The organism is Streptomyces sp. P1-3, from assembly GCF_050613155.1.
Taxonomy (GTDB): Bacteria; Actinomycetota; Actinomycetes; order Streptomycetales; family Streptomycetaceae; genus Streptomyces.
In genome coordinates, this window is sequence record NZ_CP192512.1 from 1,072,943 (window position 1) to 1,085,051 (window position 12,109).

Annotated in this window: 11 protein-coding genes; 1 reads left to right on the plus strand and 10 read right to left on the minus strand. The window is 71.1% G+C overall.

Going from position 1 to position 12,109, the window contains the following annotated elements; genetic code table 11:
* Positions 1 to 179: 179 nt before the first annotated feature.
* The 8 genes from pyrF to pyrR all read right to left on the minus strand — a co-directional run bounded on the left by pyrF (position 180) and on the right by pyrR (position 10,206).
* A complete protein-coding gene (gene pyrF, locus ACQUSR_RS04525; protein WP_431041226.1) occupies positions 180 to 1,028 on the minus strand; it encodes an orotidine-5'-phosphate decarboxylase in 849 nt (282 codons plus the stop codon).
* Complete coding sequence (locus ACQUSR_RS04530) at positions 1,025 to 2,134, minus strand: quinone-dependent dihydroorotate dehydrogenase (protein ID WP_431041227.1); 1,110 nt, start codon at positions 2,132 to 2,134, stop codon at positions 1,025 to 1,027. Before ACQUSR_RS04530 ends, pyrF begins: the two co-directional genes overlap by 4 nt.
* Before the next feature lie 85 nt (positions 2,135 to 2,219).
* Positions 2,220 to 5,531 carry a carbamoyl-phosphate synthase large subunit gene (carB, locus tag ACQUSR_RS04535; RefSeq protein WP_431041228.1) on the minus strand — a complete coding sequence of 1,104 codons (3,312 nt, stop codon included), beginning with the start codon at positions 5,529 to 5,531 and terminating at the stop codon, positions 2,220 to 2,222.
* Positions 5,524 to 6,663, minus strand: a complete 1,140-nt coding sequence (gene carA / locus ACQUSR_RS04540) for a glutamine-hydrolyzing carbamoyl-phosphate synthase small subunit (protein ID WP_431041229.1) — start codon at positions 6,661 to 6,663, stop codon at positions 5,524 to 5,526. The genes carB and carA overlap by 8 nt, the downstream gene beginning before the upstream one ends.
* Positions 6,660 to 7,244 carry a hypothetical protein gene (locus tag ACQUSR_RS04545; protein WP_431041230.1) on the minus strand — a complete coding sequence of 195 codons (585 nt, stop codon included), beginning with the start codon at positions 7,242 to 7,244 and terminating at the stop codon, positions 6,660 to 6,662. The genes carA and ACQUSR_RS04545 overlap by 4 nt, the downstream gene beginning before the upstream one ends.
* Positions 7,241 to 8,530 (minus strand): dihydroorotase, encoded by a 1,290-nt coding sequence (locus ACQUSR_RS04550; protein WP_431041231.1) that lies wholly within the window; start codon positions 8,528 to 8,530, stop codon positions 7,241 to 7,243. The genes ACQUSR_RS04545 and ACQUSR_RS04550 overlap by 4 nt, the downstream gene beginning before the upstream one ends.
* A gap of 18 nt (positions 8,531 to 8,548) precedes the next feature.
* On the minus strand, positions 8,549 to 9,517 hold the full coding sequence (locus tag ACQUSR_RS04555) for an aspartate carbamoyltransferase catalytic subunit (protein ID WP_431041232.1): 969 nt from the start codon (positions 9,515 to 9,517) through the stop codon (positions 8,549 to 8,551).
* Between the two features lie 95 nt (positions 9,518 to 9,612).
* A complete protein-coding gene (gene pyrR, locus ACQUSR_RS04560) occupies positions 9,613 to 10,206 on the minus strand; it encodes a bifunctional pyr operon transcriptional regulator/uracil phosphoribosyltransferase PyrR (RefSeq protein WP_431041233.1) in 594 nt (197 codons plus the stop codon).
* 195 nt (positions 10,207 to 10,401) lie between these two features.
* Here pyrR and bldD point away from each other — a divergent pair, with 195 nt between their 5' ends.
* Positions 10,402 to 10,902 carry a transcriptional regulator BldD gene (gene bldD, locus ACQUSR_RS04565; RefSeq protein ID WP_135337455.1) on the plus strand — a complete coding sequence of 167 codons (501 nt, stop codon included), beginning with the start codon at positions 10,402 to 10,404 and terminating at the stop codon, positions 10,900 to 10,902.
* 192 nt (positions 10,903 to 11,094) lie between these two features.
* Here bldD and nusB read toward each other — a convergent pair whose 3' ends face one another.
* Positions 11,095 to 11,529, minus strand: a complete 435-nt coding sequence (nusB, locus tag ACQUSR_RS04570; protein ID WP_431041234.1) for a transcription antitermination factor NusB — start codon at positions 11,527 to 11,529, stop codon at positions 11,095 to 11,097.
* A gap of 2 nt (positions 11,530 to 11,531) precedes the next feature.
* A complete protein-coding gene (gene efp / locus ACQUSR_RS04575) occupies positions 11,532 to 12,098 on the minus strand; it encodes an elongation factor P (protein WP_431041235.1) in 567 nt (188 codons plus the stop codon).
* Positions 12,099 to 12,109: the final 11 nt, after the last annotated feature.

The window sequence follows — 12,109 nt, forward strand, 5'->3', positions numbered from 1 at the left end:
CCCTCACCTGGGGAGCAACGCGCAACGCGCTTGCACGACCGCTCGTCACGGAGACTAGCGGCAGACGCCGCTCCAGTCAGCGAGAACAGACGAAAAGTCCAGGTCAGACTCGATCGACCTGGACTTTCCGAGGACTTTCCGGGGCAAAACGGCCGGGTTGGCCGGCCGGTGCGGCCGGGTCAGCCGACCGCCGCGCGCACTTCTTCGGCGAACCGCTCCGCGGCGTCGACCAACGCGGCCGGGTCGGGGCCGTGCCGCAGCACCCCGCGGCTGACGCTCGGGACCACGTCCCGGACCGCGGCACCGAAGACCGCGGGCAGGTCGGCGGGGGTCGCGCCCTGCGCCCCGATGCCGGGAGCGAGCAGCGGTCCGTTGATCGCCAAGTCGTAGCGGGACAGTTCGCCCAGCGTGGCGCCGACGACGGCGCCATACGAACCGAGGGGGGTCGCGTCGGCATTCTCCGCTCGCAGGTGGTCCAGCATGGCGGCCGCGACGGACGAGCCGTCGGCCCGCGTCGCGTGCTGCACCTCGGCACCCTCCGGGTTGGAGGTCAGGGCGAGGACGAAGACGCCCGCGCCGCTCTCCCGCGCCAGGTCCAGCGCCGGGCGCAGCGAGCCGAAGCCGAGATACGGGCTGACCGTGACGGCGTCGGAGAACAGCGGGCTCGCCGGGTCGAGGTAGGTCGCGGCGTACGCGGCCATGGTGGAGCCGATGTCGCCGCGCTTGGCGTCCATGAGCACCAGCGCTCCGGCGTCGCGGGCGTCGGCGACGGCGCGCTCCAGTACGGCGATGCCGCGTGAGCCGAAGCGCTCGAAGAACGCGGACTGCGGCTTGAGGACGGCCACGCGCCCGGCCAGCGCCTCGACGACGGTGTGGGTGAAGCGCTCCAGGCCCGCGATGTCGTCGTTCAGCCCCCAGGCGGTCAGCAGGGAGGCGTGCGGGTCGATGCCGACGCACAGCGGCCCGCGGGTGTCCATGGCGGCGCGCAGCCGCGCGCCGAAGGGCTGCTGGGACTCCTGGGAGGTCATGCGGTCTCCTTCCGGGTGTCGGCGCCGACCGCCTCGGCGAGGGTGGCGTACGGGCTGGCGGCCAGGCGGGCGGCCAGCCCCTTGTGGATCTTGCGGCACCAGAACGGGCCCTCGTAGATGAAGCCGCTGTACCCCTGCACCAGCGTGGCGCCCGCGAGGATCCGCTCCCAGGCGTCGTCGGCGGTCTCGACGCCGCCGACCCCGATCAGCGTGACGCGGTCGCCGACGCGGGCGTACAGCCGGCGCAGCACCTCGAGGGAGCGGGCCTTGAGCGGGGCGCCGGACAGGCCGCCGGTCTCGGCGACGAGCGCCGGGTCCGCGGTGAGGCCCAGGCCGTCGCGGGCGATGGTGGTGTTGGTGGCGATGACGCCGTCCAGACCCAGCTCGACGGCGAGGTCGGCGACGGCGTCGACGTCCTCGTCGGCGAGGTCCGGGGCGATCTTGACCAGCAGCGGGACCCGGCGGCCGGGCACGCTGCGGTCGGCGGCCTCGCGGACGGCGGTGAGCAGCGGGCGCAGCGCCTCGGTGGCCTGGAGGTTGCGCAGGCCCGGGGTGTTCGGCGAGGAGACGTTGACGACCAGGTAGTCGGCGTGGCGGGCCAGTCGCTCGGTGGAGGTCACGTAGTCGGCGACGGCCTCGGCCTCGGGGACGACCTTGGTCTTCCCGATGTTGACGCCGAGGGTGGTCTTGAAGACGGGGTTACGGGCCGCCAGACGCTCCGCGACGGCGGCGGAACCGTCGTTGTTGAAGCCCATGCGGTTGATCAGCGCCCGGTCCGGTACGAGCCGGAAGAGGCGCTTCTTGGGGTTGCCCGGCTGCGGCTCGGCGGTGACGGTGCCGATCTCGACGTGGTCGAAGCCGAGCATCGCCAGCCCGTCGATCCCGGTGGCGTTCTTGTCGAATCCGGCGGCGAGCCCGAACGGGCCGTGCATCCGCAGGCCCAGGGCCTCGGTTCGCAGGGCCTTGTGGCGGGGGACGAGCACGGCGGCCGCGAAGGTGCGCAGCACCGGGATGCGGGCGGCCAGCCGGATCCAGCCGAACGCCAGGTGGTGGGCCTTCTCGGCGTCCATGCGCCGGAAGAGGAGTTTGAAGAAGAGGGCGTACACGGTGGGGGCCTTCCGCGGCGAGGGAGTGCAGGGGGTTGGCGCACGCGCCCGCCCGCCCCGGCTCGGGGCGGGCGGGCGCGGGGGGTCACTCCTCGCGGGCGGCGATCAGCTGCTCCGCGTGCTCCTGGAGCGACCGGACGCCGATCTCGCCCCTGCTCAGCGCCTCGATGCCCTGGACGGCGGCGGCGAGCGCCTGGACCGTGGTCAGGCAGGGCACCGCGCGGGCGACGGCGGCCGTACGGATGTCGTAGCCGTCGAGGCGGCCGCCGGTGCCGTACGGGGTGTTGACGATCAGGTCGACCTGGCCGTCGTGGATGAGCTGGACGATGGTCTTCTCGCCGTTCGGTCCCTCGCCCTCGCTCTGCTTGCGGACGACGGTGGCGTTGATGCCGTTGCGCCTGAGCACCTCGGCGGTGCCGGAGGTGGCCATCAGCTCGAAGCCGTGCGCGACCAGCTCACGCGCGGGGAAGATCAGCGCGCGCTTGTCGCGGTTGGCGACGGAGACGAAGGCCCGGCCCTTGGTGGGCAGCGCGCCGTACGCCCCGGCCTGGGACTTGGCGTACGCCGTGCCGAAGACGGAGTCGATTCCCATGACCTCGCCGGTGGAGCGCATCTCCGGGCCCAGGACGGTGTCCACGCCGGCGCCGGACGGGTCGCGGAACCGCGTCCACGGCATCACGGCTTCCTTGACCGAGATCGGCGCGTCCAGCGGCAGGGTGCCGCCGTCGCCGGCGGCCGGCAGCATGCCCTCGGCGCGCAGCTCGGCGATGGTCGCGCCCAGCGAGATCCGGGCGGCGGCCTTGGCCAGCGGCACGGCGGTGGCCTTGGAGGTGAACGGGACCGTACGGGAGGCGCGCGGGTTGGCCTCCAGCACGTACAGGATGTCCCCGGCCATGGCGAACTGGATGTTGATCAGGCCGCGGACCCCGACGCCGCGCGCGATGGCCTCGGTGGAGGCCCGCAGCCGCTTGATGTCGAAGCCGCCGAGGGTGATCGGGGGCAGCGCGCAGGCAGAGTCGCCGGAGTGGATTCCGGCCTCCTCGATGTGCTCCATGACGCCGCCGAGGTAGAGCTCGGTGCCGTCGTAGAGGGCGTCGACGTCGATCTCGATCGCGTCGTCGAGGAAGCGGTCGATGAGGACGGGGTGCTCGGAGATCAGTCCCGCGTGCCGCTCCAGGTACTCGCCCAGCGACGGCTCGTCGTAGACGATCTCCATGCCGCGGCCGCCGAGCACGTACGAGGGCCGGACCATGACCGGGTAGCCGATCTCGGCGGCGATGTGCCTGGCCTCCTCGAAGGAGAACGCGGTGCCGTACTTCGGCGCGGGCAGCCCGGCGTCCTGGAGCACCTTGCCGAAGACCCCGCGGTCCTCGGCGGCGTGGATGGCCTCCGGCGGGGTGCCGACGATCGGCACGCCGTTGTCCTTCAGCGCCTGCGCCAGGCCCAGCGGGGTCTGGCCGCCGAGCTGGACGACGACGCCGGCGACCGGCCCGGCCTGGGTCTCGGCGTGGACGATCTCCAGCACGTCCTCCAGGGTGAGCGGCTCGAAGTAGAGCCGGTCGGAGGTGTCGTAGTCGGTGGAGACGGTCTCCGGGTTGCAGTTGACCATCACGGTCTCGTACCCGGCGTCGTGCAGCGCGAAGGAGGCGTGGACGCAGGAGTAGTCGAACTCGATGCCCTGGCCGATCCGGTTCGGACCCGAGCCGAGGATGATCACGGCGGGCTTCTCGCGCGGCGCGACCTCGCTCTCCTCGTCGTAGGACGAGTAGAAGTACGGGGTCTTCGCGGCGAACTCGGCGGCGCAGGTGTCGACGGTCTTGTAGACGGGGCGGACGCCGAGGGCGTGCCGGACCTGGCGTACGACGTCCTCGCCGAGGCCGCGGATCTCGGCGATCTGGGCGTCGGAGAAGCCGTGGCGCTTGGCCTCGGCCAGCAGCTCGGGGCCGAGCTCGGCGGCGGCCGCCAGCTCGTCGGCGATCTCCTTGATCAGGAAGAGCTGGTCGACGAACCACGGGTCGATCTTGGTGGCGTCGAAGACCTCCTCCGGGGAGGCGCCGGCCCTGATCGCCTGCATCACGGTGTTGATCCGGCCGTCGGTGGGGACCTGGGCCTTGACCAGCAGCTCCGCCTTGTCGCCCGGCTCGCCGGTGAAGGCGAACTGGCTGCCCTTCTTCTCCAGCGAGCGCAGGGCCTTGTTCAGTGCCTCGGTGAAGTTGCGGCCGATCGCCATGGCCTCGCCGACCGACTTCATGGTGGTGGTGAGGGTGGCGTCGGCGGCCGGGAACTTCTCGAACGCGAACCGGGGCACCTTGACCACGACGTAGTCGAGCGTGGGCTCGAAGGACGCCGGGGTCTGCTCGGTGATGTCGTTGGGGATCTCGTCCAGGGTGTAGCCGACGGCGAGCCTGGCGGCGATCTTCGCGATCGGGAAGCCGGTCGCCTTGGAGGCGAGCGCCGAGGACCGGGAGACACGCGGGTTCATCTCGATGACGATGACCCGGCCGTCGTCGGGGTTGACGGCGAACTGGATGTTGCAGCCGCCGGTGTCCACGCCGACCTCGCGGATGACGGCGATGCCGATGTCGCGGAGGATCTGGTACTCGCGGTCGGTGAGCGTCATCGCCGGGGCGACGGTGATGGAGTCGCCGGTGTGCACGCCCATCGGGTCGAAGTTCTCGATGGAGCAGACGACCACGACGTTGTCGTGCTTGTCGCGCATCAGCTCCAGCTCGTACTCCTTCCAGCCGAGGATGGACTCCTCCAGGAGCACCTCGGTGGTGGGAGACAGCGTCAGGCCCTGGCCGGCGATGCGGCGCAGTTCCTCCTCGTCGTGGGCGAAGCCGGAGCCGGCGCCGCCCATGGTGAAGGAGGGGCGGACCACGACCGGGTAGCCGCCGAGCGTGTCGACGCCCGCCAGCACCTCGTCCATGGTGTGGCAGATGACCGAGCGGGCGGACTCGCCGTGGCCGATCTTGGCGTTGACCGCCTCGACGACCTCCTTGAACAGGTCGCGGTCCTCGCCCTTGTGGATGGCCTCGACGTTGGCGCCGATCAGCTCGACGCCGTACTTCTCCAGGACGCCGTTCTCGTGCAGGGAGATAGCCGTGTTCAGCGCGGTCTGGCCGCCCAGGGTGGGCAGCAGCGCGTCGGGGCGCTCCTTGGCGATGATCTTCTCGACGAAGTCCGGGGTGATCGGCTCGACGTACGTGGCGTCGGCGATCTCCGGGTCGGTCATGATCGTGGCGGGGTTGGAGTTGACCAGGATGACCCGCAGGCCCTCGGCCTTGAGGACCCGGCACGCCTGGGTGCCGGAGTAGTCGAACTCGGCGGCCTGGCCGATGACGATCGGGCCGGAGCCGATGACCAGAACGGACTGGATGTCGGTGCGCTTAGGCACGCTGGCCCTCCATCAGGGAGACGAAGCGGTCGAACAGGTACGCGGCGTCGTGCGGACCTGCGGCGGCTTCGGGGTGGTACTGGACGCTGAAAGCGGGGACGTCGAGGCACTGCAGACCCTCGACCACGTCGTCGTTGAGGCAGACGTGGGAGACCTCGACCCGGCCGTAGGGGGACTCGGTGGGGCCGTCGAGCGGGGCGTCGACGGCGAAGCCGTGGTTGTGCGCGGTGATCTCGACCTTGCCGGTGGTGCGGTCCTGCACCGGCTGGTTGATGCCGCGGTGGCCGTACTTGAGCTTGTACGTGCCGAAGCCCAGGGCGCGGCCGAGGATCTGGTTGCCGAAGCAGATGCCGAAGAGCGGGGTCTTCCGCTCCAGCACGCCGCGCATGACGGAGACCGGGTGATCGGCGGTGGCCGGGTCACCGGGTCCGTTGGAGAAGAACACGCCGTCGGGCTGCACCGCGAACACATCGTCGATGGTCGCGGAGGCGGGCAGCACGTGCACCTCGATGCCGCGCTCGGCCATCCGGTGCGGGGTCATGCCCTTGATGCCGAGGTCGACGGCGGCGACGGTGAAACGCTTCTCGCCGATCGCCGGGACCACGTACGGCTCGAGGGTGGCGACCTCGCCGCTGAGGTCGGCGCCCTTCATCTGCGGGGACGCCTGCACCTTGGCGAGCATGGCCGCCTCGTCGGCGACCGCCTCGCCGGAGAAGATGCCCACCCGCATGGCGCCGCGCTCGCGCAGGTGGCGGGTGAGGGCCCGGGTGTCGATGCCGCTGATGCCGACGACGCCCTGGGCGGCGAGCTCGTCGTCGAGGGAGCGGCGGGCGCGCCAGTTGGACGGGACGCGGGCGGGGTCGCGGACGACGTAGCCGGAGACCCAGATCCGCTTGGACTCCGGGTCCTCGTCGTTGACGCCGGTGTTGCCGACGTGCGGGGCGGTCATGACGACCACCTGCCGGTGGTACGACGGGTCGGTGAGGGTCTCCTGGTAGCCGGTCATGCCGGTGGAGAACACCGCCTCGCCGAAGGTCTCCCCCACGGCCCCGTAGGCACGGCCACGGAAGGTGCGACCGTCCTCCAGGACGAGTACGGCGGGGGTCCTGGCCCCCGGGGTGGAGGTCGTCATCGTTGGCCTTCCTGGTCGTGCTGTACGGCGACGGCGTTGTCGCCTGTGAGGGTGTCGATGGCCGCGGTCCACGCGGGGTGCTCGGCGGCGTGGTCGAAGCGGAAGCCGGAGTCGATCAGCTTGTCGCCGTGGCGCCAGGTGATCACCAGCAGTCCGCCCTCGGTGAGGACCTTGCCCGCGATGCCCTTGTCGAGCCGGGCGCCGCGCAGCTCCGCGGCGGGGACGAAGAAGTCGCGCGCGCCGGGCCGTACGACGGCAAGGCCCTGGTCCGTGAGGGTGAGTTCGGCCCGGCTGCGGGTGCCGAGGCCGTGCGCGACGATCCGGTCCAGCCACTGCCCGGCGGTGGTGGAGCCGTGGTAGCGGCCGGCCGCGGTCAGCCGGGCAGGACCGGGGTCGGCGGGGGGTTCGGGCAGCTCGGGCAGGTCGCTCTGGAGCGTGCCGCGCCACTTCCAGCCCTCGCGCATCAGCCAGTAGACGAGGCCGATGAGGAGGACCAGGCCCACGACCCAGCCGAGCCGCGCGGCCCAGTCGGTGACCTCCTGGGACTCGCGCTCCGCCGCCAGAGTGATGAAAGGTGTCACGTCAGCTTCCCGTCTACGACCGTGGCCCGGCCCCGCAGGAAGGTGTGCGTCACGCGGCCCGGCAGCTCCAGGCCCCGGTAGGGGGTGTTGCGGCTGCGGGAGGCGAAGCCCGCGGGGTTCACCACACCACGGTATGCCGGATCCAGCAGCGTGAGGTTGGCGGGCTCTCCGGCGGCGACGGGGCGGCCGTGGCCGTCGAGGCGGCCGATGGCGGCGGGGCGGAAGGACATCCGGTCCGCGATCTGGGCCCAGTCCAGCAGACCGGTGTCCACCATCGTGTGCTGCACGACGGAGAGCGCGGTCTCCAGGCCCACCATGCCCATGGCGGCGGCGCCCCACTCGCAGTCCTTGTCCTCGTGCGGGTGCGGGGCGTGGTCGGTGGCGACGCAGTCGATGGTGCCGTCGGCGAGGGCCTCGCGCAGGGCCAGCACGTCGGCCTCGGTGCGCAGCGGCGGGTTCACCTTGTACACGGGGTCGTAGGAGCGCACGAGCTCGTCGGTGAGGAGCAGGTGGTGCGGGGTGACCTCGGCGGTGACGTGCCAGCCCTTGGACTTGGCCCAGCGGACGATCTCGACGGAGCCGGCGGTGGACAGGTGGCAGATGTGCACCCGGGAGCCGACGTGGGCGGCGAGCAGCACGTCGCGCGCGATGATCGACTCCTCGGCGACGGCGGGCCAGCCGGCCAGGCCCAGTTCGGCGGAGACGATGCCCTCGTTCATCTGGGCGCCCTCGGTGAGCCGGGGCTCCTGGGCGTGCTGGGCGATGACGCCGTCGAACGCCTTCACGTACTCCAGCGCCCGGCGCATGATCACCGCGTCGTCCACGCACTTGCCGTCGTCGGAGAAGACCCGGACGCCGGCGGCGGAGTCGTGCATCGCGCCGAGCTCGGCGAGCTTCTTGCCCTCCAGGCCGACGGTGACGGCGCCGACGGGCTGGACGTCGCAGTAGCCGGACTCCTTGCCGAGCCGCCAGACCTGCTCCACGACGCCCGCGGTGTCGGCGACGGGGAAGGTGTTGGCCATGGCGTGGACGGCGGTGTAGCCGCCGACGGCGGCGGCCTTGGTGCCGGTCAGGACGGTCTCGGAGTCCTCGCGGCCGGGCTCGCGCAGGTGGGTGTGGAGGTCGACGAGGCCGGGAAGCAGGATCCGGCCCTCGGCCTCGATGACGGTGGCGCCCTCGGGGGCCTCCAGTGCGACTCCGACGGCCGCGATGGTCTCGCCGTCGATGAGGACGTCCTGCGGGTCGCCGCCGAGGACCTGGGCGCCGCGGATCAGGGTCATGCTCATGGTGGAAGTCTCCGTAGGTTACGCGGTGGTCGTGTCGGCAGGCAGTTCGGCGCCGCTGAGCAGCAGGTAGAGGACGGCCATGCGGATGCTGACGCCGTTGGCGACCTGCTCCACGGCGGTGCAGCGCGGGGAGTCGGCGACCTCGGCGGTGATCTCCATGCCGCGGTTCATCGGGCCGGGGTGCATGACGATGGCGTGCTCGGGCATCCGGGCCATGCGCTCGCCGTCCAGGCCGTACCGGCGTGCGTACTCGCGCTCGGTGGGGAAGAAGGCCGCGTTCATCCGCTCGCGCTGAACGCGCAGCATCATCACGGCGTCGGACTTGGCCAGGACCGCGTCCAGGTCGTAACTGACCTCGCAGGGCCAGCTCTCGACGCCGACCGGGACCAGGGTGGGCGGGGCGACCAGGGTCACCTCGGCGCCGAGGGTGTTCAGCAGCAGCACGTTGGAGCGGGCGACCCGGCTGTGCAGGACGTCGCCGACGATGGTGATGCGGCGGCCGGACAGGTCGTGGCCCTGGCCGGCCTCGACTCCGACGAGCCGGCGGCGCATGGTGAAGGCGTCGAGGAGCGCCTGCGTGGGGTGCTCGTGGGTGCCGTCGCCGGCGTTGACGACCGAGCCGCCGATCCAGCCGGAGGTGGCCAGCCGGTGCGGGGCGCCGGAGTCGTGGTGCCGGATGACGACGGCGTCGGCGCCCATCGCCTCCAGGGTGAGCGCGGTGTCCTTCAGGGACTCGCCCTTGGAGACCGAGGAGCCCTTGGCGGAGAAGTTGATGACGTCGGCGGAGAGCCGCTTGGCGGCGGCCTCGAAAGAGATGCGGGTGCGGGTCGAGTCCTCGAAGAAGAGGTTGACGACGGTGCGGCCGCGCAGGGTGGGCAGCTTCTTGATCGGCCGGTCCGCGAGCCGGGCCAGTTCCTCGGCGGTGTCGAGGATCAGGACGGCGTCGTCGCGGGTGAGGTCGGCGGCCGAGATGAGGTGGCGCTTCATCCGGTTACTCCGTGGGTGAGGCGGGTGGCGGTGGCTACGGGCGGGCAGGCGCGGGCACGGCCCCCGAGCGGATACCGGGGCCGTACATGGGAGTGCTACTGCTCGCCGGCCGGGGCGGTCTCGCGGGCGGTTCCGAGGAGCACGCTGTCGCGGCCGTCCTCCTCGGTGAGCTGGACCTTGACCGTCTCCCGCAGCGACGTGGGGAGGTTCTTGCCGACGTAGTCGGCACGGATCGGCAGTTCGCGGTGACCGCGGTCGACGAGGACCGCGAGCTGCACGGCGCGCGGCCGGCCCATGTCGTTCAGCGCGTCCAGGGCGGCGCGGATGGTGCGGCCGGAGAACAGCACGTCGTCGACGAGGATGACGACGCGGCCGTCGATCCCGTCGGCGGGGATCTCGGTGCGGGCCAGGGCCCTGGCCGGGCGCAGCCGCAGGTCGTCGCGGTACATGGTGATGTCGAGCGAGCCGACGGGGATGTCCCGGCCGGTGATGTCCGCCAGCTTGGCGGCGAGACGCCGGGCGAGGAAGACCCCGCGGGTGGGGATGCCCAGCAGCACCACGTTCTCGGCGCCCTTGGCGCGTTCGACGATCTCGTGGGCGATACGGGTGAGCACCCGCGCGATGTCCGGGGCCTCCAGAACGGGGCGGGCCGGGACCGCGGGCGCGGAGTTCGGGCTGTTTGCGTCCATACGAAACGGACCTCCTTCTCCGCCTCACGGGACGGACTTTAAAGGACGTCGGAATTGCGCCATTCACAGTAGCAGGGTCAACCGGGAGCGCCGGCATCACCCCTGACGGCGCACAGTGAGGTTCATTCGGCTTGACGAATGGAGATTACGCTGCGTAACCTCACAGTGAGTTACCAGTCTCGTCCGGGGAGCTTTATGTCCAGCGAATACGCCAAACAGCTCGGAGCCAAGCTCCGTGCCATCCGCACCCAGCAGGGCCTCTCCCTTCACGGTGTCGAGGAGAAGTCCCAGGGCCGCTGGAAGGCCGTGGTGGTCGGTTCCTACGAGCGCGGCGACCGTGCCGTGACCGTGCAGCGCCTTGCCGAGCTGGCCGATTTCTACGGCGTCCCGGTGCAGGAGCTGCTGCCCGGCACCACTCCGGGCGGGGCCGCCGAGCCGCCGCCGAAGCTGGTGCTGGACCTTGAGCGCCTGGCCCATGTGCCGGCCGAGAAGGCGGGCCCGCTGCAGCGGTACGCGGCGACGATCCAGAGCCAGCGCGGGGATTACAACGGCAAGGTGCTGTCGATCCGCCAGGACGACCTGCGCACGCTGGCCGTGATCTACGACCAGTCGCCTTCGGTGCTGACCGAGCAGCTGATCAGCTGGGGCGTGCTCGGCGCGGACGCGCGTCGCGCGGTCCAGCACGAGGACGTTTAGGCGTCCACCCACCCATTCCACCTGCAGAAACGTGCCGCCGGGGGCGTCGGAGCCATGAGGTTCCGCCGCCCCCGGCGGCTTTTCGGGTGTGCCAGGGCCCTTGGGGTGTGCAAGGGCCCGTGGCACAGGCCCGGATACGCGGACGGGCCCGGTGCGCGGGTCGCGCTCCGGGCCCGAGGCGTTGGGCTTGGGTTACGGCTGCTCGCGGCGGAGACCGGACTTGAGCTCCTTGAGCCGGCCCAGCAGGCCGTTGACGAAGGCCGGGGAGTCGTCGGTGGAGAACTCCTTGGCGAGCTGCACCGCCTCGTCGATCACCACCGCGTCCGGCGTGCCGTCCTCCCAGATCAGCTCGTACGCACCGAGCCGGAGGACGTTCCGGTCCACCACCGGCATCCGGTCCAGCGTCCAGCCCACCGCATAGGTGGCCAGCAGCTCGTCGATCCGCGCCGTGTGCTGCGCGTAGCCCTCGACCAGCTGCATCGTGTACTCGGTGACCGGCGGCTGCCGGTCGTCGGTCCGGGCGTGCCGGATCCAGTCCGCGAGCACGGTCTGCACGGAGCAACCGCGCTGATCGGCTTCGAAGAGGATCTGGAAAGCGCGCTTACGGGCCTTGTTACGGGCGGCCACGGTTAGCTGCTCACCCGGCCGAGGTAGTCGCCCGAACGGGTGTCGACCTTGATCTTCTCACCGGTGGTGATGAAGAGCGGGACCTGGATCTCGTAGTCGGTCTCCAGGGTGGCGGGCTTGGAGCCGCCGGTGGAGCGGTCGCCCTGGACACCCGGCTCGGTGTGCTTGATGGTCAGCTCGACCGCGGCCGGGAGCTCGACGTAGAGCACGCTGCCCTCGTGCTGCGCCACGGTCGCCTCGAAGCCCTCGATGAGGAAGTTGGCGGCGTCGCCGACGGACTTGCGGTCGACGTGCAGCTGGTCATAGGTGTCCATGTCCATGAAGACGAAGTACTCGCCGTCCATGTACGAGAACTGCATCGTGCGCTTGTCGACGGTGGCGGTCTCGACCTTCACGCCTGCGTTGAAGGTCTTGTCGACGACCTTGCCGGAGAGCACGTTCTTGAGCTTGGTACGCACGAAGGCCGGGCCCTTACCGGGCTTGACGTGCTGGAACTCGACGACGGACCAGAGCTGGCCGCCTTCGAGCTTGAGCACCATGCCGTTCTTGAGGTCGTTCGTGGATGCCACGGTTGCGGGAT

Coding starts and splice junctions, on each gene's coding strand:
- ACQUSR_RS04550 (WP_431041231.1), bottom strand. CDS start 8,530: ATGAGCATGACCCTGATCCGCGGCGCCCAGGTCCTCGGCGGCGACCCG.
- bldD (WP_135337455.1), top strand. CDS start 10,402: ATGTCCAGCGAATACGCCAAACAGCTCGGAGCCAAGCTCCGTGCCATC.
- ACQUSR_RS04555 (WP_431041232.1), bottom strand. CDS start 9,517: ATGAAGCGCCACCTCATCTCGGCCGCCGACCTCACCCGCGACGACGCC.
- pyrF (WP_431041226.1), bottom strand. CDS start 1,028: ATGACCTCCCAGGAGTCCCAGCAGCCCTTCGGCGCGCGGCTGCGCGCC.
- pyrR (WP_431041233.1), bottom strand. CDS start 10,206: ATGGACGCAAACAGCCCGAACTCCGCGCCCGCGGTCCCGGCCCGCCCC.
- carA (WP_431041229.1), bottom strand. CDS start 6,663: ATGACGACCTCCACCCCGGGGGCCAGGACCCCCGCCGTACTCGTCCTG.